Annotated in this window: 18 protein-coding genes; 9 read left to right on the forward strand and 9 right to left on the reverse strand. The window is 35.8% G+C overall.

Annotated features, from left to right (window positions below; genetic code table 11):
- Nucleotides 1-173 precede the first annotated feature (173 nt).
- Together MTQ00_RS07390 and MTQ00_RS07395 are read left to right on the forward strand one after the other, a co-directional pair.
- A complete protein-coding gene (locus MTQ00_RS07390) occupies nucleotides 174-1,856 on the forward strand; it encodes an APC family permease (protein WP_273648297.1) in 1,683 nt (560 codons plus the stop codon).
- Nucleotides 1,857-2,129: 273 nt separating this feature from the next.
- Nucleotides 2,130-2,444, forward strand: coding sequence for a DUF962 domain-containing protein (locus MTQ00_RS07395; RefSeq protein ID WP_273648298.1), 315 nt, complete (start codon nucleotides 2,130-2,132; stop codon nucleotides 2,442-2,444).
- A 106-nt stretch (nucleotides 2,445-2,550) separates the two neighbouring features.
- Here MTQ00_RS07395 and MTQ00_RS07400 read toward each other — a convergent pair whose 3' ends face one another.
- Complete coding sequence (locus MTQ00_RS07400) at nucleotides 2,551-4,572, reverse strand: hypothetical protein (protein ID WP_273648299.1); 2,022 nt, start codon at nucleotides 4,570-4,572, stop codon at nucleotides 2,551-2,553.
- Nucleotides 4,573-4,722: 150 nt separating this feature from the next.
- Here MTQ00_RS07400 and MTQ00_RS07405 point away from each other — a divergent pair, with 150 nt between their 5' ends.
- Complete coding sequence (locus MTQ00_RS07405) at nucleotides 4,723-5,070, forward strand: DUF4377 domain-containing protein (RefSeq protein ID WP_172278784.1); 348 nt, start codon at nucleotides 4,723-4,725, stop codon at nucleotides 5,068-5,070.
- A gap of 47 nt (nucleotides 5,071-5,117) precedes the next feature.
- Here the strand turns inward: MTQ00_RS07405 and MTQ00_RS07410 are convergent, their stop codons facing one another.
- Together MTQ00_RS07410 and MTQ00_RS07415 are read right to left on the reverse strand one after the other, a co-directional pair.
- Nucleotides 5,118-6,050: an SPFH domain-containing protein gene (locus MTQ00_RS07410; protein WP_172278786.1), complete on the reverse strand. Its 933-nt coding sequence runs from the start codon at nucleotides 6,048-6,050 to the stop codon at nucleotides 5,118-5,120.
- Nucleotides 6,051-6,126: 76 nt separating this feature from the next.
- A complete protein-coding gene (locus MTQ00_RS07415) occupies nucleotides 6,127-7,482 on the reverse strand; it encodes a deoxyguanosinetriphosphate triphosphohydrolase (protein ID WP_172279687.1) in 1,356 nt (451 codons plus the stop codon).
- Between the two features lie 70 nt (nucleotides 7,483-7,552).
- Here MTQ00_RS07415 and MTQ00_RS07420 point away from each other — a divergent pair, with 70 nt between their 5' ends.
- The 3 genes from MTQ00_RS07420 (at nucleotide 7,553) to MTQ00_RS07430 (ending at nucleotide 9,975) form a co-directional block, all read left to right on the forward strand.
- On the forward strand, nucleotides 7,553-8,287 hold the full coding sequence (locus tag MTQ00_RS07420; RefSeq protein ID WP_273648300.1) for a DNA-formamidopyrimidine glycosylase family protein: 735 nt from the start codon (nucleotides 7,553-7,555) through the stop codon (nucleotides 8,285-8,287).
- Nucleotides 8,288-8,531: 244 nt separating this feature from the next.
- Nucleotides 8,532-9,242, forward strand: coding sequence for a glycosyltransferase family 32 protein (locus tag MTQ00_RS07425; RefSeq protein WP_172278790.1), 711 nt, complete (start codon nucleotides 8,532-8,534; stop codon nucleotides 9,240-9,242).
- A gap of 121 nt (nucleotides 9,243-9,363) precedes the next feature.
- Nucleotides 9,364-9,975: a DapH/DapD/GlmU-related protein gene (locus MTQ00_RS07430; RefSeq protein WP_273648301.1), complete on the forward strand. Its 612-nt coding sequence runs from the start codon at nucleotides 9,364-9,366 to the stop codon at nucleotides 9,973-9,975.
- A 144-nt stretch (nucleotides 9,976-10,119) separates the two neighbouring features.
- Here MTQ00_RS07430 and MTQ00_RS07435 read toward each other — a convergent pair whose 3' ends face one another.
- Entirely contained in the window at nucleotides 10,120-10,455 is a 336-nt protein-coding gene (locus tag MTQ00_RS07435) for a DMT family transporter (RefSeq protein WP_273648302.1), read from the reverse strand.
- 664 nt (nucleotides 10,456-11,119) lie between these two features.
- Here MTQ00_RS07435 and MTQ00_RS07440 point away from each other — a divergent pair.
- Together MTQ00_RS07440 and MTQ00_RS07445 are read left to right on the forward strand one after the other, a co-directional pair.
- Nucleotides 11,120-11,626 (forward strand): MepB family protein, encoded by a 507-nt coding sequence (locus tag MTQ00_RS07440; protein WP_273648303.1) that lies wholly within the window; start codon nucleotides 11,120-11,122, stop codon nucleotides 11,624-11,626.
- Between the two features lie 71 nt (nucleotides 11,627-11,697).
- Complete coding sequence (locus tag MTQ00_RS07445) at nucleotides 11,698-12,420, forward strand: AAA family ATPase (protein WP_273648304.1); 723 nt, start codon at nucleotides 11,698-11,700, stop codon at nucleotides 12,418-12,420.
- A gap of 426 nt (nucleotides 12,421-12,846) precedes the next feature.
- Here the strand turns inward: MTQ00_RS07445 and gcvP are convergent, their stop codons facing one another.
- Nucleotides 12,847-15,705: an aminomethyl-transferring glycine dehydrogenase gene (gene gcvP / locus MTQ00_RS07450; protein WP_172278800.1), complete on the reverse strand. Its 2,859-nt coding sequence runs from the start codon at nucleotides 15,703-15,705 to the stop codon at nucleotides 12,847-12,849.
- A 432-nt stretch (nucleotides 15,706-16,137) separates the two neighbouring features.
- On the opposite strand from gcvP, the gene MTQ00_RS07455 reads away from it, so the two are divergent.
- Nucleotides 16,138-17,331, forward strand: a complete 1,194-nt coding sequence (locus MTQ00_RS07455; RefSeq protein ID WP_273648305.1) for a DcaP family trimeric outer membrane transporter — start codon at nucleotides 16,138-16,140, stop codon at nucleotides 17,329-17,331.
- Nucleotides 17,332-17,598: 267 nt separating this feature from the next.
- On the opposite strand, the gene MTQ00_RS07460 is transcribed toward MTQ00_RS07455, so the two are convergent.
- From MTQ00_RS07460 to MTQ00_RS07475, 4 genes are all read right to left on the reverse strand, one after another.
- Nucleotides 17,599-18,246, reverse strand: a complete 648-nt coding sequence (locus MTQ00_RS07460) for a J domain-containing protein (RefSeq protein WP_273648306.1) — start codon at nucleotides 18,244-18,246, stop codon at nucleotides 17,599-17,601.
- Between the two features lie 300 nt (nucleotides 18,247-18,546).
- Entirely contained in the window at nucleotides 18,547-18,804 is a 258-nt protein-coding gene (locus tag MTQ00_RS07465; protein ID WP_172278806.1) for a hypothetical protein, read from the reverse strand.
- 91 nt (nucleotides 18,805-18,895) lie between these two features.
- The gene (locus tag MTQ00_RS07470) at nucleotides 18,896-19,237 is read right to left on the reverse strand and encodes a hypothetical protein (RefSeq protein WP_172278808.1); all 342 of its coding nucleotides are present in this window, start codon (nucleotides 19,235-19,237) and stop codon (nucleotides 18,896-18,898) included.
- A gap of 12 nt (nucleotides 19,238-19,249) precedes the next feature.
- Nucleotides 19,250-19,804 (reverse strand): RNA polymerase sigma factor, encoded by a 555-nt coding sequence (locus MTQ00_RS07475; protein ID WP_228456954.1) that lies wholly within the window; start codon nucleotides 19,802-19,804, stop codon nucleotides 19,250-19,252.
- Nucleotides 19,805-19,884: the final 80 nt, after the last annotated feature.

The raw sequence follows: 19,884 nt of genomic DNA on the forward strand, positions 1-19,884 counted from the left end.
TTATGGAATAAAAAAATTAGTCTATTATATCAACGAAAGTATTGAAAACTTATTGCTTAGGCAAATCCCGGCCAGGAGTTTATGGAAAAATATAGAAAATTTAGCTATTTTTTAACATACTTTTATAATTATCATTACATTTGTTTTTTTTCAACTTCAAATATAAATATTGAATGAATCAACTTTTCAGGAGGAAAAACTATTCAGAAACAGATACATCTACCAGTCTTTTAAGAGTTTTAGGTGTTTGGGACATCGTTTTTTTTGGTATTGCAGCCATTATTGGAGCAGGGAGTTTTAGCAGTTTGGGCGAAGCTGTTTTCAGAGGGGGCCCCGGAGTTATTCTTTTATATTTAATTTGTGGTTTTGCTTGTGGCTTTACAGCGCTTTGTTACGCTGAATTTGCCAGCAGAATTCCTACAGCAGGTTCTGCTTACACATATGCTTACGCAAGTTTCGGAGAATTAATTGCATGGATCATTGGTTGGGCATTGATCATGGAGTACTCTTTCGGAAATATCTACGTGGCTTTTTCATGGTCCGATTATTTTACAAGTTTCCTGGGACGTCTGGGTATGCATATTCCCGATTATCTTACCTGCAGCTATACGGAAGCCCAAAAAGCATTTCTCAACGGTTCAGAAAATAAGGAGTTACTCAACGCCTGGAAATCTGCCCCATTAATAGGAAGCTTAAAGTTCATCGTTGATGTTCCTGCCCTTGTGATCAATGGTCTTATAACATGGCTCTGCTATGTGGGAGTAAAGGAAAGTAAAAATTTCAATAATTCATTGGTTATTTTAAAGCTGGCAGTAATTGTTTTAGTGATTCTTGTAGGATTTTCTTATATCAATACCGATAACTGGACTCCGATAAGCCCTGAAACACAAACTCCATCCTTTATGCCAAATGGCTTTGCAGGAGTTATGAGTGCTGTTTCCGGAGTTTTCTTTGCCTACATTGGTTTTGATGCCTTAAGTGTTCTGTCTGAGGAAACGAAAGATCCTCAAAAAACTTTACCGAAAGGAATGATCATTTCCCTGGTTCTTTGTACAGTGATTTACATTGCTTTAACATTAGTCCTGACGGGAATGGTAGATTACAGAAAATTTGATGGTATCGGCGATCCTCTTTCGTTCATTTTTGAAAAATCAAATGCCAATGTAGCGTGGATGGAACTCGTCGTTTCCTTTGTTGCAATCGTTGCCATTACTACCGTATTACTCGTTTTCCAGATGGGACAACCAAGAATCTGGTATGCGATGAGCCGCGACGGATTGATGCCTGAAAAATTCAAAACAGTACATCCGAAATACAAAACACCATCATTTGCAACGATTGTTACAGGTATTGCCGTAGGAGTTCCTATCCTCTTTACGGACAAGACATTCATTCTTGATTTTACCAGTATAGGGACCATTTTTGCATTCGTTCTTGTTTGTGCAGGAGTTTTAATGCTTCCGGCAAAGGAAAAGATCAAGGGCAGATTCCACCTTCCTTATATTAACGGGAAAATTATATTCCCCGTAATATTTATCGGTGGATTAATAGGTTTTTATATGTGGCAGCCTCAGTTTTTCCACAACCTCATGGATTGGAATGATCCTAAAGAAGGTGAATTCAGAGCTTCAATCTTTGTGTTCATTATTATTAATCTGATCCTTTGTTTCTTTACTTTTGTTAAAAATTTCTCCTTAATTCCTTTGATAGGGTTAAGCTCATGTCTTTATCTTCTTACAGGAATGAGCCATGAAAACTGGTTCTGGTTCGGATTATGGTTCGCTATAGGTTTAGTGATCTATTTTTGCTACGGATATAAAAACAGTAAGCTGGGAAAGGAATCTTCCAGAGACTAATTACAAATAAGCGAAAAGGCTCAATGGCTAAATCGCAAAAAATACTAAAAGGCAAAGTTGCGATTCCGCAGTTTTGCCTTTTATTTTACTCTTAACGCCAGTGATTGATCAGACCTGAAGTCTATTCAGCATTCCTGTATTTTCAATTGTGAAATTTTAAAATTAAATCACGTTCAGGGCAGTTTCACCATTCATAAATCAGCGATTTGATTTCTCACCAAAATTGGCGAACTTATTGCTTTAGATTTTTGGAAACTTAAAAACCATTATACCATGTCTGAAAAAATAAAAACATACAAAGAATTTTATCAGTTTTATCTTACCGAGCACAGTAAAACCGGAACCCGTATTTTTCATTTTCTGGGAACCCTTCTGGTATTTTTAGTTATTGCTTATGTTATCAGTTCAGGAAAGGAAAGGTTCTTATGGTACATTCCTATTTTTGGATATGGTTTTGCCTGGTTCAGTCACGCATTGATTGAAAGAAATAAACCGGCAACTTTCAAATATCCCATATGGTCATTAATTTCAGATTTCCGCTTATTTTTCGAACTTCTGATCGGGAAACAAAAGTTTATCACAAAATAGTCACATTTCATGCACTATCTCAAACGTATAATAAATAATCAGCCCGGGTTTTGCTTAGCAAAACCCGGGCTGATTCAAACTTTTAGTTTTCAACCATTACCTCTCTCTACTTAAACCTCTTTTTAAAACTAAACTTCAGCTGGTTCATCAGTCCCGGTTCGATAATATCAATTCCAAGTCCGAAATTGCTATCAGCAACTGTATGATGTGCAGCCCTGAATGTTTCAAATTCTTCTTGCGGGATTTCAAGATTGACCAAAGGTTTATAGTCGATGAAAACAGTTGCTCCGTTTTTGGTGATCTTCTTACGGCTTGTATATTCAAAATAAGGGTTATTGATTGTACTTTCCTGAACCGTATATTTTTCCTCCGTATCTATTTTCTGATCCGTATACAGATTGATCTCATATTTTTCCGTATCAAAATTGTGCCAGAAAGGCAAATCTTTATGGAGGAAATCCCTGGCACTGGCTTTGATTACATTCCGGTCAAAATACATTAAAAACCGGTTGTTTTGCGGATCTACATAATAAGGATTTTCAACAGTTGCCTGATATTCGATCTTGAATTCGTTCAGCTTTTTGTCATCACTTATAATTTCTATTGAAGCGTCCTTAAAAATGTTCCTTACATCCATTCCGTTTCTGTCATTGGAATAATTCAGGCTGTAAAACAGGAAATTATTCCAGCTGTCTATCACCTCTCTTTTATTGGTATTTTTAAAATACCTTCTCATAGCGTTAGCCCTGTTGCCTTTGTATACCGTTGTTAGTTTTAATTTCCCGGTCTTATTTTCTGCATTGAACTCTACTTTTTCATCTATACAATAGTATGGATAGCGGAATGGTTTTCTCTGCTGTAATTCCTGATCTCGCTTCACTTCCAGATAGTGCATAAAATAAATAAAGCCCCTGTTTTCAATCATCCCGAACTCATCACGGATTGTAGCATCTATGAAATATTCCTCTCCTTTATAATTGATTTTCACAACCACATGATTGAATGAAAGCAACGAAGGCAAATAATATTTGATATAATAATCCGTATGATAATTAACCAAAACAACGGATGAATCGACTCCAATATAATCCAAAACAACTTTCAGCAAAACACATTTCGCCTTACAGTCCCCTTGTTTATTCTCGTAAGTTACTGACGGTTCCTGAGGCTTGTGACCATTCATTTCATCAGCATTGAATATATAATAGATATTATTCTGAACGTATTCAATGGCAAACTGGAGTTTCTCGTCCTGATTGCTAATTGCATCCAGTTTTTCGACAAGTTTTGGAGCAAAATCTTTTAATGAGGACTTATTATAGATATCTTCATATATAGGAGCAATATAATTGGAAAGATCTTTCCAGTTGCTTTCTGTTGCAAAATCAATGAAAGGAAAAATCTCACGGCTGGCATCTACAGGATTGATGTAATTTTCTTCCTGGATCACAAAACGCTCCCCTTTCTTCAGATGATGAGTTTCAGGTTTTAAAACATTTCCCTGCTCATCTCTGAAAAATACTTTTTTATAGGCAACCGGCTCTTCACGTTCATTAACAAAAGTGAACTGATAACTTCCGTAAGCCCAATAATTATCAGGGCTCACCCATACGTATTTAGAAAATTCCTTCCTTAAAAAATCCCGATCTGTAAAAGCCTTTACCCTGGAATCTTCAAGGATCAGAATATCATAAAGCCTCAGATCTTTTATTGTAATATTAATCTTCTTATTACTGCTTAAGATACCTCCGCTGCTTTGATTTTCACTATCCAGAACCTTAATTTTTGTATCTGGTATTTTATCGATCAAAACGCCTTCTCGTAATACACTGATTCTATGAATATGGTAAACTTCATTTTCTTCGACCACTACATCCATTACTGAAGCCCTCTCCAGATTGGAAGGTTCATTAAGGGTGTAAGCCATGCATACATACTCATTGCTTTCCGAATTGCTCGTGTAATAGATCTTGTCCAGAAAATAGCAATAATCCCGCCCTTCATTAATTTGTTTATTAGAGAAATCCGATTCTCTTATCTTTTCAATAAGCTGTTGATCGTCTACACTTCCCGCCCACGACTCAGGTTTTTGAATTTTGTAATTTTCAATGTGAATTTGATTATCCATATTATTATTTGCTATTTAAAATATTTTGGTTAAAATAATTAACAGAGCGGAAATTAAATAATAAATACATAAAAAGCAAGAGTAGAACTACGACTGTTGCATACATTCTTTCGGCACAATAATTGCCAGTAAGTTTTAAAATTTAGATTTATGAAAAATATGATGACGATTGTAAGAGGAGCGCTTCCTGTATTAGCTTTGGCTGTATTAACACAATGTACAACTTCTGCAAAAGTTTCCAACGGAAATGAAAAGACTTTTATTGTTGGGCCCCAGACTGCTGATTGTACGGGAGTGGCACCTATGAAATGTCTTCAGGTAAAAGAAAATGCTTCAGAAAGCTGGACGAATTTTTATAGCAATATTGAAGGATTTACCTATGAACCGGGTTACGAATATGTTTTGAAGGTAAAGACTGAAAAAATAGAGAACCCTCCTGCAGACGGATCTTCTATAAAATACACACTGATCCAACAAGTTTCCAAAACTAAAAAATAAAAAATGCCTCCTTAAAGGGAGGCATTTTTGTATAGTTGACTTATATTCTAATGTTCATGATCTTTTGGAGGTTGCGGGTATTTTCCCTTGGTTGCCTCTCCCACTGTATTAGCTGTAGTCATAGCAACAACAAGATCATTCAGCATTCCACTCGCTGCTGTAGGAGAATTAGGTAACAATACAAGATTACTTCTGCTGCTAGCCCCCACAGAATGGAGTGTATCATAATGCTGCGTCACTACAATCAGAGCAGATGCTTCATGGGAATTAATATCCACATTGTTCAGCATTCTTACAGATTCCTCAAGACCTTTTGCTATTTCTCTCCTTTGATCAGCAATCCCCTGACCCTGTAATTTTTTTGATTCTGCTTCTGCTTTTGCAACAGCTACAATCCTTATTCTTTGTGCTTCGGACTCGTATTCGGCAGCTGTTTTTTCTCTTTCAGCCGCGTTGATCCTGTTCATAGCATGTTTTACCTGTTCATCCGGATCAATATCCGTTACAAGAGCTTTGATAATATCATATCCGTAGCTTTGCATTGCTTCCTGGAGCTCTGCTTTTACAGCAATTGCAATATCATCTTTCTTTAAGAAAACATCATCCAGCTTTAACTTCGGAACCTCAGCGCGTACCACATCAAAAACGTATGAGGTGATCTGGTCGTGAGGACTTTCCAAACGGTAAAATGCGTCGGCAACCTGTGTCCTGATCACCTGAAACTGAACGGAAATTTTCATTTTCACGAAAACATTATCCAAAGTCTTGGTATCTATCATAACGTCCAGTTGCTGAATTCTAAGATTCATTCTTTTAGAAATCCTGTCTAAATATGGTATTTTAAGCTGCAAACCCGCATGGCGCACAGAATGGAATTTTCCTAAACGTTCTACAATAGCTGCAGTTTCCTGTTTTACCGTAAAAAAAGAAGCAAAGAGGGTTACAAGCCCTATAAAAACAATAATGCCTAAATATGTCATAGTTTAATAATTTTAATTGATAGGTCGTATAAGATACGGTTTTGTTATATTTTTTTAACAAAAAAATCAATTATAATTACATGGTCATGCCGATGTCGATTCCTTTGATCTTTCGGTAGAGATCAGTGGCATAATTATCGGTCATTCCCGAAACAAAATCGATCACTCCCAATACCTTCTGGTATTCTGTTCCACTATCATATAAAAACTGGTTAGGAAGAAGTTTTAAAGCCATTTTATCATATGATTTTCTTTCTTCTTTTGATTTTAAAACGGAAGGAATGAAATGATCCAACAATTCGTACATAACATTATACCCTGCGTTTTCAATTTCTACAACAGCTTTATGGTTGTATATCTTTTCGATCGAGAAGCTTTCGATATCCTGCAATGTTTTGTTATTGGATTTATAAATATCCAGCAATGCTTTATCCAGGTTCCCACGGAGAATATCTTCAAAGTTCTCTTTATAGGTTTCAATTGATTTATTGATCAGGGCATTAATAACTTTTGCCCGCAGATAAGAGATCCTTTCATTGTCATTCGAAATAGAAGCCAACTTCTGTTCTACTCTTCTGACATCCTGATTCTCAGATTTAATCAGTTCAAAGAATAGGTTTTCACAATCCGAGGTAGAGACAATCCCCAGACGATGGGCATCCTCCATATCAATAATGTTATAGCAAATATCATCTGCAGCTTCCACAAGCCATACAAAAGGGTGTCTTTTAAAAATATGCGGCTCGTTGCTTTCGCAGATCAGGTTTGTTTTTTCTGCGATTTCCAAAAAAGTTTCCTTTTCATTCTGGAAAAAACCGAATTTTTTCCGATGGATGATTCCTTTTTGTCTTGCAATTGCCTCACAAGGGTACTTGGCAATACTTGCCAGGGTAGTTAGAGTAAGCTGAACTCCTCCTTCATCCTTGCCTTGCTGCTGATGAGCCAAAACCCTGATCGCATTGGCATTTCCCTCAAAATTCACCAGATCCGCCCATTCTTTTTCAGAAAATTTTGGTTTCAGATCTTTTTCATTTCTTTCAAAGTAGCTGGCAATAGCATCTTCTCCGGAATGTCCGAATGCCGGATTTCCCACATCATGACATAAACATGCTGCTGCTATTACATTACCTAAATTGTGCAGATAAAAATTCTTAGACTCTTCTGAAAGATCATGACTGAAACTTTCAGAAATAAACTCTCCTATGATACTCCCCAAACTTCTTCCAACTGATGAAACTTCTAATGAGTGGGTGAGACGGTTATGAACAAAGACACTTCCCGGAAGTGGAAATACCTGTGTTTTATTTTGTAATCTCCTAAAGGCTGCCGAAAAGATAATTCTATCAAAATCCCTCTGAAAATCTGTTCTGGACGCTATAGTATGTGGATTATTTCCCGTACGTTGATTGGTGAAAATCTGATTTAAATTCATCATTTTTCAAAATTACTTCAAATTTTACTTTTACGGAATACTATTTGAATTTTTATAGAAAATTAAAGCTATGCCAGAAGGTCCGTCTATACTCATTATGAAAGAGAATCTCCAGGGATTTACAGGAAAAAAAGTTACCAAAGCCTGGGGAAATGCTCAATTTGAAAAAGAGCCACTTGTAGGAAAAACTCTTCTTGAAATAAGAACTTTCGGAAAGCAAACCTATCTTGTTTTTGATACAGTAAGTGTGCGTATTCATTTGTTGATGTTCGGTTCTTATGAAATTAACGAACAAACAAAGCCGGACAAAAGCTTACGTTTAGCGTTAGCCTTCAAAACGGGAAGCATGTATTTTTATACCTGTTCTGTAAAAATGGTGGATTCAGAATTCCTGTCCACCATAGATTGGGAAGCCGATGTTATGAGTGACCAATGGGATCCTAAAAAAGCAGAAAAGAAACTGAAAGCGAATCCACAAATGATGGTTTGTGATGCTTTGATGAATCAGGATATTTTTTCAGGAGTCGGGAATATTATCAAAAACGAAGTTCTTTTCAGAATCGGAGTTCAGCCTGAAAGCCTTATCGGAAATCTTCCTCCCAGAAAACGTAAAGAACTTATTCATGAAGCCCGGAATTACAGTTTCGAATTTTTACAATGGAAAAAGGAATTCGTGCTGAAAAAGCACTGGCTGGTTCACACCAAAAGCACCTGTCCGAAGTGTGGACGTAAACTTATAAAAAAGCAAACCGGTCTTGGTAAGAGGCGTAGCTTCTATTGCGAAAAAGATCAAAAACTGTATTAACCCCAAAACTTTAATTTCGAAACTACAACAAAACCGACATTCTGTCTTCAAATAAAAGCCTTTCCCATTTGCGAAGTCCTAAAATAAAATTAAAATTTTAGTGCATCTCATTTAACTTAGTTGGTAAATCATTATCCAACTCCCAACACAGCAAATTTTTTCACATTAAATATTGAATTGCCGCCAAAATAATGGTGGCCAGGTGAACTATTGTGTATTATCAAAACTTGTTAATTATTTAATTATGTCCATTCCAAAACAGATTTTTCAAACATTCAAGTCTAAAAAATTACCTTTAATTACTCAGTGGCACATTTGGCGAATGAAGAGAAAAAATCCGGAATACCAATATCATTTCTATGATGATAACGATATCCAAAAATTCATCACGGAGGAATTTCCTCCCCAGTATATTGAAAATTACAATAAGCTAACCATTGGCGCGGCAAAAGCTGATTTTTTCAGATATGCTGTTTTATATAAAAAAGGAGGAATCTATCTTGATGTAGACAGTGCCATCACAAGACCTTTAAGGGATCTCATTAAAGATGATGATGATGCTGTAATAAGCAGAGAAAGACATGATGGCTTGTTTGTTCAATGGGCACTAATATTCAATAAAAATCACCCTTTCCTAAAAAAGACTCTGGACCTTATGCTGGACAATATCGAAACCCACCGATATCCCCACAATATCCATGCTACTACTGGTCCAACGGTTTATAGCGAAGCAATCAGCCAGAGTTTGAAAGAAAATTCAAATATCTCCTATAGATTATTTCCGGGAATTGAGTTCAGAGGTTATCTACAATTCAAATATAAGCTGGGAAAATTCTTCCTGTATGAAAAAAAAGCAGAACACTGGAAGCTAAAACAAACAACCCAGGATATCATTAAACAAAATCAGGTAACATTGCTTCTTGTCATCCATACTTTGATGGAATTTATCATTTAATTATTAACGGCATTCTATTTCACAAAAAATTAGTGATCATTTCATTGGAAATATTTTAAAATCACAAACATAAATTTTAATTTTGTGATCCGCCAATAACGGTTAAATACAAGAGTTTCCTATGATTAATATCAACGATTTTATTGGTGAGTTTTTTGATTTCACCGGCAACACCCATCTTTTTCCCTGGGAAGTTATCAACCATCTGGATGATCTTCTGGCAGAAAAATTCAATCAACTGACTGATGAATATGAAATTTCGGGTAATATTGCTATCCACAAAACGGCTACAATAGAGCAAAATGTTATTTTCAAAGACAGGATCATCATCGGAGAAAACTCTTTTGTTGGAGCCAATGCATATCTCAGAGGTCCTGTTTTTGTAGGAAAAAATTCCAAAATCGGTCCCGGATGTGAAATCAAACAAAGCATCATATATAATGATACTGCCATTGCTCATTTTAATTATATAGGAAACAGCATTATCGGAAACCGGATTAATTTTGAAGCAGGTTCCATTTGTGCAAATCATTATAATGAAAGAAAAGATAAAGAGATTTCGGTTCTTTTTAATAATGAGATCATCAGAACCCAGACTTATAAGTTGGGCTCTCTCGTAGGTGATGATTCACGGATCGGAGCGAATGCCGTATTATCTCCTGGAACTATATTACCTAGAGAGAGTATTATCAGAAGGCTGGAACTTATCGAACAGGTAAAGGCTGATCAGTAAAAATTAATTCTTTTCTTCTTAGTCTTTCTTTCACTACCCAAATCATTGCAATAAAAGAAACTTTATAATCTGCAAAAGCGAAATTACATAACCCTATGTAAATGGTTTATTGAAATACCTATGACTTAACAGTAACCCATTCTGCTAGTGTGTCCCCATTTTAGAAAAAAGGTTAATCACAATTACTCCTATTACGATCAAGGCAATACCAATAATAGCAGGCAAATCAGGAACTTGCTTAAATGCTACCATTCCAATGATGGTAATGCATATAATTCCAACACCTGACCAGATCGCATACGTAATTCCTATCGGGACATGACGAAGTGTAAGACTCAGAAAATAAAAAGCCGCCGAATACCCTGCAATAGTAACAATGGAGGGTATAAGCTTCGAAAACTCCTCGGATTTCTTTAAAAACGTTGTGGCAATAATTTCAAAAACAATGGCAAGGATAAGAAAGAGATAACTGCGTCCCATTAAAAAATCTTTTAGTCACAAAAATAGCAAAAGTGACAGTCTTAATTCAGTTCAATTTTTGTCCATTATTAAATCTTCGTAATGATCTATTTTCTATACAGTTTGAAAAATAAATTTTATTAATATTTAATTTTTAATTTATCACTTTAAAGTGGCTTATCTCTTTTTCGATTTTCCGATAATATGCACTGCATTCCTTTTATCAATCTTTAAATACAGAACGGAAATCTTTTATCAAATTAATAATTTTTACGAATAACATAATAATAATACACATATTTTTTCAAAAATATATTAAATTAATGTAAACAAATAATCACAAAAACAACACCAAGCTAACACCTAAATACCTGATAAACATCACAATTATTCTATTTGGCATGTCATTTGAAAGCTGTAATATTGCAATTAGAAAATTAGCAAAGAAAGTATAATTAAAATTTTAAAAAAACAAAAATGGTAACCTACGCTTTTATCGCAACATGTATAGTAGTATTCGCTTCTTATTTTACAACAGTTAGAAGAGAAAGAAATTAATAAAAGAGTTATACTGCATTCAGTTTTACACTATTTATTAATTGTATTGTTTATGTTTGCCATCTGATTCTGTCAGATCGCCGCTCTTTTACTCAGTAAGAGTAAAAGAGCCCCAAACATAAACCCAATGATTCAAGAACTTACCTTTATAGAGAAATCAGTTTTCACTCAACTGAATCTAACAATTTCACATTTACACCCCGATTTAGAAAGCGAAGAATACCTAGGGTATAACTTCCGACTTAATCAATATCATATCAAATTCAGAAAGGCTAAGATAACTCCGATAAAAAGAGGCCAGTTTGTTACGCTGTGGAAAAGAAATCAACAGACCCAACAAACCGGACCTTTTACCATTTCCGATCCTTTTGATTTTTACATGATTTACACAGAACTCCAAGACAAGGCCGGTTTTTTCTTTTTTCCAAAACAAATTCTTGCAAGACAACATATAATAACATCCTCCGCCAAAGAAGGAAAACGCGGATTCAGAATATATCCGAACTGGGACATCCCGGTCAACAAACAGGCTGCAAAAACAAAAAGCTGGCAGGAAAAATTTTTCATTGACTTCTCAGAAACTGACCATATGGAAAGAATTCGGGAAATTTTATCTGTTTCAGATCACGCTTAATACACTTTGAAATATTTATCTTTGCACTTCAGTATATTCTGGTAAAACCCATCTTTAAATTATTCAAAGGCATGAATCTGTACAACCTTATTATTCAAGACAAAGAAGAAGTTATCCTTAATGATGTATTTCTTGAAACCTCCAATAGGGAACAGTTTGTACAGCTGATTAAAGAACATACATACATCAAAGAACTCCAGGAATATGGACTTCCTGTTAATAATAAAATTTTACTGCAGGGAAGTTCAGGGTGCGGAAAGACAATGACAGCAAAAGCTATTGCTAATGCATTGGGTAAAAATATCATTGTGCTCAATCTCAGTAACATTGTATCCTCCAGGATAGGAGAAACTTCGCAGAACATAAAAATGATCTTTGATAAAGCAGGGCGCGAAAGATCGGTTCTTTTTCTGGATGAACTTGATCAGATCGGAAAAGCCAGAGGTAGTGATGATAAGGATGTAGGGGAAATGAGAAGACTTGTTAATACCCTACTCCAGCTTATTGATTATTACCCGGAAAATTCTTTATTGCTTTGTGCAACCAACCATCCGGAAATTATTGACACCGCATTATTGCGACGTTTCCAATTGAAAATCAATTACGAAATGCCTTCCAAAGAATTTTTAGATCAGTTTTATGACAGCCTCTTAGCACGGTTTCCAGAGGATATTAAGGATATTAAGCGCCAATACAACATTTCCTTTGCCGAAGCTAAAGATTATGCATTTACTATTGTTAAAGGAAACCTTATTAAAAAGCTGGAAGCCCGGACAGAATCCGCCAAAATGTAAAAACTCATCATATCAGTTTTTTATCGCCGCTATTTTTTTGATATCTGTAAAACCACTGTACAGCTATAGTTTTGAATTATATATTATTCAAAACATATAACTCTATAATAATTCACATACATTCGGCATATTTATTGATGATAATCCACTAATAACCAAACATATATACACATGATAAAAAAACTACCCTCTATTTGCTTATTAATAGCAGCATTATTCCTATTTTCCTGTGAAAAAGGTAATAATAGTTACCACGGTAATGAAAGCCAAAATGCAATTGAAATAACCTCAATTATCACATTTAGCATTATGGCGATAGCGCTTCTGATAGCGTATACATCAACAAGAAGGAAACATTAGAAAATGTAAACAAAAACCCACTCAAAAGATGAGTGGGTTTTATATTTATTGTTTAGAACTTTTCTGTTACATATAAGCTTCAATAGGCTCACAAGTACAAACCAGGTTTCTATCTCCATAAGCTTCATCCACTCTTGAAACAGAAGCAAAGAACTTATGATCTCTTACCCAGTCAAGAGGATAAGCTGCTTTCTCTCTGCTATATGGTTTATCCCATGAATCAGAGATAACAAGCTGTTCTGTGTGCGGAGCGTTTTTCAATACGTTATTTGCCGGATCAGCTTCTCCGTTGGCAATCTCATCAATTTCTTTTTTGATAGCAATTAAAGCTTCTGCAAAACGGTCAATTTCAGATTTACTTTCAGATTCAGTAGGCTCAATCATCAATGTTCCTGCAACAGGGAAAGATACGGTAGGAGCATGGAAACCATAATCCATTAATCTTTTAGCTACATCAGCCACCTCAATTCCCAAAGTTTTAAACTGACGGAAATCTACGATACATTCGTGAGCTACTTTTCCATTTTTGTTTGAATATAAAATTGGGAAATGCTCTGCTAAAATCTCTTTCAGATAGTTGGCATTCAGAATAGCATGCTCAGTAGCTTTTTTCAATCCTGAAGCTCCAAGCATCTTAATGTATGCATAAGAAATATTAAGGATCAATCCTGAACCGTAAGGAGCTGCAGAGATTCCTTCAATAGCTTCTTTAGTTCCCACTTTAATGTTGGCATTGGTAGGCAGGAACGGCACCAAATGTTTTGCAACACAGATTGGTCCTACTCCAGGTCCTCCACCTCCATGTGGAATAGCAAAAGTTTTGTGAAGATTCAAGTGACATACATCCGCTCCAATGTTTCCAGGACTTGTATATCCTACCTGAGCGTTCATATTGGCACCATCCATATATACTTGTCCGCCATGCTGGTGGATAAGATTGGTAATTTCAATAATGTTGGCATCAAAGAATCCGTATGTAGACGGATATGTAATCATTACACATGACAGGTTTTCAGAATGCTGTTCTGTTTTAGCTTTTAAATCGTCGAAATCAATCTCCCCGCTTTCAAGGTTTTTAACCACTACGATCTTCATTCCCGCCATTGCCGCAGAGGCCGGATTTGTTCCATGTGCAGACTGAGGGATCAATACTACATTTCTATGACCTTCTCCTCTGGAAATATGATATTCTCTGATGACCATCAATCCTGCATATTCTCCCTGCGCACCAGAATTTGGCTGAAGTGAAGTTCCTGCAAAACCGGTAATTTTAGCCAGATCTTTTTCTAATTCACGGATCATTTCCTGATACCCTCCTGCCTGATCTACCGGTACAAACGGGTGGATACTTCCCCAGTTATCCCACGAAAGCGGAAGCATTTCAGTTGCAGCATTCAGTTTCATTGTACAAGAACCCAGTGAAATCATTGAATGCGTTAATGATAAATCTTTTCTTTCCAGACGTTTGATGTAACGCATCAACTCTGTTTCTGTATGATATTTATTGAATACTTCTTCCGTAAGAATCTCATCTTTTCTCAAATTCTCTTCAGGAATACTGTATCCTTCTTTTATTTCAAGTTTGAACGTCTGCTTATCTTTGAATTGCGCGAAAGAAGCCATCAGAACATTTAGTTTTTCCAATGTTGTACTTTCATTAATAGCAATACTTACAACTCCTTCTGTGAAATAGTTCAGATTAAGCTTATGATCAAGCATCATTCTTGACAATCTTCCTTTTTCATCTTCACTCATCTCAATTTTTACCGTATCAAAGATAGGCTCCTCAACAGTCTGATATCCTAAAGCTTTTAAACCTCCTTTCAGAGCATTGGCTTTAAAATGAATCTGGTCAGCGATATAATTCAATCCTTTAGGACCATGATATACGGCATACATTCCAGCCATTACTGCTAAAAGTACCTGAGCTGTACAGATATTGGAAGTTGCTCTTTCTCTTTTAATATGTTGTTCTCTCGTCTGTAAAGCCATTCTTAAGGCACGCTTTCCATACATATCCTGAGAAACTCCGATGATTCTTCCCGGAATATCTCTTTTATAATCTTCTCTACAAGAGAAGAATGCTGCGTGAGGTCCTCCGTAGCCTAATGGAATACCAAATCTCTGAGTAGTCCCTACGGCACAGTCAGCTCCCATTGAAGCCGGTGATTTCAACTTAACCAAAGCCATTGGATCACAAGCCACAGCAACCTGAAGGTCTAATTTCTTGTATTCTACAATGTCCTCTGTATAATCCAGAACAATCCCGTTCTTACCAGGATATTGCAATAGAACTCCATAATAGGATCCATCTAACTGGTGGGTTTTATGGTCACCTTCTACGATTTCTATACCAAGTCCTTCTGCCTTTGTCTTTAAAACGGAAACCGTTTGAGGCAAAACAAGATCAGAAACAAAAAACTTATTTGCATCGACTTTTTTCTGGTCCTTTGTTCTGTTATTAAAGAACATATGCATTGCTTCTGCAGCAGCAGTAGATTCATCCAGCAATGAAGCATTTGCCAAAGCAAAACCTGTAAGATCACAGACAACAGTCTGGAAATTCAAAAGAGCTTCCAATCTCCCCTGAGCGATTTCCGCCTGGTAAGGTGTGTAAGCTGTATACCAGCTTGGGTTTTCAAAAATATTTCTTTGAATAGCCGATGGTAAAAGCGTATTGTGATATCCAAAACCGATATAACTTGTATAATCAGTATTTTTTGAGGCCAATTCTTTTGAATGAATAAGCATCTGATATTCTGAAAGCGGTTCGGAAATATCAAGGTCTTTTTCTAAACGGATAGAAGAAGGGATGGTTTGAGAAATTAACTCTTCGATACTTGAAACGCCGACTCTTTCTAACATCGCCTGCTTATCGGCTTCATTAATAGAAATGTGACGGCTCACAAACTGTTCTGTATTCATTTTTTTTATTAGATTTTGTTTGTAAAAAAGATGGGTAAAATTACAATTTTTTAAGGGATTCTACAATAGTCAAAAATTACTGACAGATATTGATAATTACTATTATTCCATAAACGTGTGTTTAAAAAAACAAGGGCACGAATACAAAAAATACAAGAAAAATTTCACGCCATTTTTTCTAATTTTTATTTCATAATTCTAATAAAATACGGAATACTTAATGGGTAAAACTCCTTTTCATAGAATATTTATACTTTTCATTTTTACAAGGACTAAAATTTTCAACAAATACCCACAGAAAATAATTTTGTAGTTTCATCCGAAAATTTAGAAATACAAGTCCGATAAGAAGGTAAGCCCTACACCAATCAATATCATTCAGCTCCTATGAATACATAAACTACACAATTAAAAAATCAAAAACACAACACAATGACGAAAAAAAAACACAAAAGGCTGATGGTCTCATTTATCTTTATATCCCTATTCAACGTAAAAGGCCAGGTAAAAATAATAACCCGGCAGTCAGGAGGGTCATCTCCTGAAAATTCGGGTGATACATGGTCTGCCTACGTAAAAGGCTTTATTCAAACCGATGCCATGCTCGATTTTCAGGAAATGGGATTTAAAGACGGATTCATAGCTCCTTCTATAGCAATACCCCAAAACAATTCGGTAAACAGTAACTTCAGCATTAAACAATCGCAAATAGGCTTTGGAATAAAACAGATGGATGAAAATGGAAATTCGGATCTGTCGGCTTACACAGAAATCGATTTCCTGGGTCCTAACGGAACTACTGCCCCAAGGTTTCGCCAGGGCTATATCAAATGGAAGAAATTATTGATCGGACAAACCTGGAGTAATTTCAGTGATTTTGATATTTTCCCCAATATTTTTGATTTTGTAGGGCCTAACGGAACCATGTTCATCAGAACGGTTCAGATCCGCTATTCAACACCTTTATCGAAAAAAGAAAGTCTTTCCCTTTCTCTGGAAGATCCTAATGCGGCGAGCATATTTCTTCCTAATAACGCTCCGAACTGGAAGAAGAAATCTATCCTTCCCATCTTCACAGCTGTATACAGATATGGCAATACAAGAGACTACTGTAAGCTGGGAACAATGGTTTCACCCATAAGCTATGAAATAAAAAATGATGAACAAAAGCACACGGATGCCAATACAATTCTCGGATACAGCGGAATGGTTTCTGCCCGGCTTTATAGTGGGACATTAAGTAATTTCAGATTCCAGTCTTCATACGGAAAAGGATATTCCAGCTATAATGTAGTTTTAAACGGTGAAAAATATGATGCGATCCCTGATATGGCCAACAACAGGCTGGTGGCTTTGAATTTATTCAATATTGTAGGCATCTATGAACATTGGTGGAATCCAAAACTGAGCTCGGTCATTTATTACAGCTTCTCTCAATTGGGAAGAAAGGATTTTGTTCCGGATACGATGATCCATAATTTTCAGAACTCAGGAATTAACCTGGCCTTTCAACCGCGTAAGAAACTAAGAATGAGTATCGAAGGAACTTACGGAATGCTGAAAAACTTTGGCCGGCAAAAAGCAAATATATTCCGGATCCAGCTTTCATCTTCTCTATCTTTTTAAAAAACACTGTTAAAAAGGGGTAATCATAAAGATTTCAACAAACTGATTTTCAGTGATAAAATTTTTATGAAAATTTATTAATTATATTTATTCTAAATTAATATATTTGCAACATGAATATGATTACCCCTTTTAAAGTACCGCCCTTAAGCCCTGTATATTCTTTTAATAATGAAGATATGTATTGCGAAAAAAAATCCTGTTGCAAGAAATTCAAAAAAGGAAAAAGATGTAAAAAGTGTCCGGGAAGGAAAAAAATGGCTTAATCTAGCTAAAACTTTTTATCAGAAAATAACCGGCTAAAACCAAAAGTATAACCGCCGCAATAATCTGAATAACTTTCGGCTGTCCCTTAGGATTCACGGCTGTCCGTGGCTGACTCTTAAACAGATCTTCGGCGCCACTTCTAAATTTCTCCGTGTTACTTTCAAACACTTCCGTAATCGTAATTCCCTGCACCACCGTTTTGTGTAATAATGAATTGGTTGCGTGCAGCAAAAGCTGGAATTTACCATCTTTAAATTCCGTAATCTTAAACGTCCTTTCACCATAAGCCTTTTCCAGTCCAAACGGAAGAACCTTTACCACATCAGCATTACTTGTCTGCCAGTTGATAATGATCTCTTCTCCTTTTTTAGCATGAATTTTATTAGAGGTAAACGTTTTAATCGCCGGTGGAACATTATACCTGAAACTCTTCTGATGACTCTCCAAATTCTGATCATAGGCCCGTCTTCTTGAAGAATCGCTGAGCGTTTCGTAGGCTTCCTGAATTTCACGGAACCGGTCTGCAAAAAAATCATCATTTTCATTCTTATCCGGATGATATTTTAATGATAATTTTCTATAAGCCTTTTTGATGTCTTCTTCTGAAGCATCCTGAGAAATACCGAGAAAATAGTAGTAATCTTTCATGTAGAACCCTACAAAAGTAAGAATTTATTTTTCTAAATGCCCTTAAACATATACGATTTTTGTCATTGTAAACTAAGAGATTATTTCTTTATCCTCACTTTCAAGATACTCTGGACAAGTCTCAAAGCTCAGGTTGGTTTAAAGATGAAGGAAAATAAAAGACTTTTGTATCGTCCAATCTGCAGAGACGAAATCTCCTGCTTTGCCAATCCGTATATTCAAAATTTCATTAAAAAATTACGGCGCGGGAAGCTTTGCTTCCCGCGCCGTAATTAAACAATTTCAATTGAGTAATGATGATTAAGCTTTCGCTGCTTCATGTCTTCTGTGGCATCTGGATTTAAATTCTTTTTTGAATTTTCCTTTTAATTCCTCATACTGCTCATTATTCATTTCTCTGATTTTATCTGCAAGCCCGAAAGGTGATCTTTCTTTGATTCCGTATTCATCAAAAATACCTCTGATAAATCTTTTTCTTTCTGCCATTTTTTTGACTGCTAATGCTACGCCTACTACAGCTAATGCTCCAAGAGCACCTTTTAATACTGAATTTTTCATTTTTTCAAAATTTTAAATTTTACTACTTCTTGTTTTTTATAGAGACGAATGAATTTTAATTTTACTTTACTACTTCTTTAAAAATTTCAAACTATTCGTTATTTCTGTTATGTCTGTTAAAGAATCCGTTTTCGCATTTGCTTCTCCAGACTTCTTTAAATTTTTCACGTTCTTCGGGAGACAAATGTTGCATTCTTTCTCTCATCTTTCTTTCTTTAAAGTCCCGCATTCCTTTTCCGAAATGGAAACCTCCGAAAAGAATTTTACTTAATATCAGTATCCCCATCGCCTGCCAGTAGCTAATTGATTTTACTCCTAAAATTTCAGGCAAAAGGCAGTTCCAAAGCGACATTACAATCCATGTAACGGCTAAGAGAATTAATGGTGGACATAGAATTAAAAAAATCCAGCCTTTTTTGTGTTTATGATTCATAATATCTTCTTTCTAACTATTTAAATCTTCGTATAATTTTCTTAATCTGTTTCTTAAATGTTTTACTGCATAGTTCTTTCTGCTGATGATGGTTTTTATATTTTCCCCTTGTTCATCCGCGATTTGCTGGAGGGTCTTGTCATTCAGCTCGTTTTCCGTATATACCAATCTTTGTTTCTCCGGAAGCTCTTCTAAAGCTTCGAATAATTTCTTCCAGATTTCATCCTGAAACATTTTCACTTCCGGACCGGCACTTTCATCCATCAATAGAATATCCTTGATGGAGAAGTCGCCATCTTCATCTTCGTATACAAAATCTTCAAGATTCTCGGTTTTCTTTTTACGGTAACGGTCGGTAATTTTATTGGCAGTCACCCTGTACAGCCATCCACCAACGTTTACAATCTCAGACAGATTGGTAATACTGCTGAACTGATACCAGACTTCCTGCAGAATATCTTCTGCATCTTCTGTATTTTTCACTTTCGGACGAATGAAAGACATCAGTTTTCCTCCGTAGCTCGAAACGGTTTGTGAGATGATACTTTCTTTCTCTTTCTGTGGCATTGTTATTTTTTCGACAACCTCCATACTCACATGACGATCATCTGTTTTGTTTTACTTTAATAAATTTAAAATATTTTTTA

It is taken from the genome of Chryseobacterium sp. B21-037, assembly GCF_028570785.1.
GTDB classification, from domain to species: domain Bacteria; phylum Bacteroidota; class Bacteroidia; order Flavobacteriales; family Weeksellaceae; genus Chryseobacterium; species Chryseobacterium proteolyticum.

Excerpts from the sequence above, each read along its gene's own strand:
- MTQ00_RS07425 (WP_172278790.1), top strand. The coding sequence starts at position 8,532 with ATGTCCATTCCAAAACAGATTTTTCAAACATTCAAGTCTAAAAAATTA.
- MTQ00_RS07470 (WP_172278808.1), bottom strand. The coding sequence starts at position 19,237 with ATGAATCATAAACACAAAAAAGGCTGGATTTTTTTAATTCTATGTCCA.
- gcvP (WP_172278800.1), bottom strand. The coding sequence starts at position 15,705 with ATGAATACAGAACAGTTTGTGAGCCGTCACATTTCTATTAATGAAGCC.
- MTQ00_RS07475 (WP_228456954.1), bottom strand. The coding sequence starts at position 19,804 with ATGCCACAGAAAGAGAAAGAAAGTATCATCTCACAAACCGTTTCGAGC.
- MTQ00_RS07465 (WP_172278806.1), bottom strand. The coding sequence starts at position 18,804 with ATGAAAAATTCAGTATTAAAAGGTGCTCTTGGAGCATTAGCTGTAGTA.
- MTQ00_RS07410 (WP_172278786.1), bottom strand. The coding sequence starts at position 6,050 with ATGACATATTTAGGCATTATTGTTTTTATAGGGCTTGTAACCCTCTTT.
- MTQ00_RS07430 (WP_273648301.1), top strand. The coding sequence starts at position 9,364 with ATGATTAATATCAACGATTTTATTGGTGAGTTTTTTGATTTCACCGGC.
- MTQ00_RS07400 (WP_273648299.1), bottom strand. The coding sequence starts at position 4,572 with ATGGATAATCAAATTCACATTGAAAATTACAAAATTCAAAAACCTGAG.
- MTQ00_RS07395 (WP_273648298.1), top strand. The coding sequence starts at position 2,130 with ATGTCTGAAAAAATAAAAACATACAAAGAATTTTATCAGTTTTATCTT.
- MTQ00_RS07415 (WP_172279687.1), bottom strand. The coding sequence starts at position 7,482 with ATGAATTTAAATCAGATTTTCACCAATCAACGTACGGGAAATAATCCA.
- MTQ00_RS07445 (WP_273648304.1), top strand. The coding sequence starts at position 11,698 with ATGAATCTGTACAACCTTATTATTCAAGACAAAGAAGAAGTTATCCTT.
- MTQ00_RS07405 (WP_172278784.1), top strand. The coding sequence starts at position 4,723 with ATGAAAAATATGATGACGATTGTAAGAGGAGCGCTTCCTGTATTAGCT.
- MTQ00_RS07420 (WP_273648300.1), top strand. The coding sequence starts at position 7,553 with ATGCCAGAAGGTCCGTCTATACTCATTATGAAAGAGAATCTCCAGGGA.
- MTQ00_RS07435 (WP_273648302.1), bottom strand. The coding sequence starts at position 10,455 with ATGGGACGCAGTTATCTCTTTCTTATCCTTGCCATTGTTTTTGAAATT.
- MTQ00_RS07390 (WP_273648297.1), top strand. The coding sequence starts at position 174 with ATGAATCAACTTTTCAGGAGGAAAAACTATTCAGAAACAGATACATCT.
- MTQ00_RS07440 (WP_273648303.1), top strand. The coding sequence starts at position 11,120 with ATGATTCAAGAACTTACCTTTATAGAGAAATCAGTTTTCACTCAACTG.
- MTQ00_RS07455 (WP_273648305.1), top strand. The coding sequence starts at position 16,138 with ATGACGAAAAAAAAACACAAAAGGCTGATGGTCTCATTTATCTTTATA.
- MTQ00_RS07460 (WP_273648306.1), bottom strand. The coding sequence starts at position 18,246 with ATGAAAGATTACTACTATTTTCTCGGTATTTCTCAGGATGCTTCAGAA.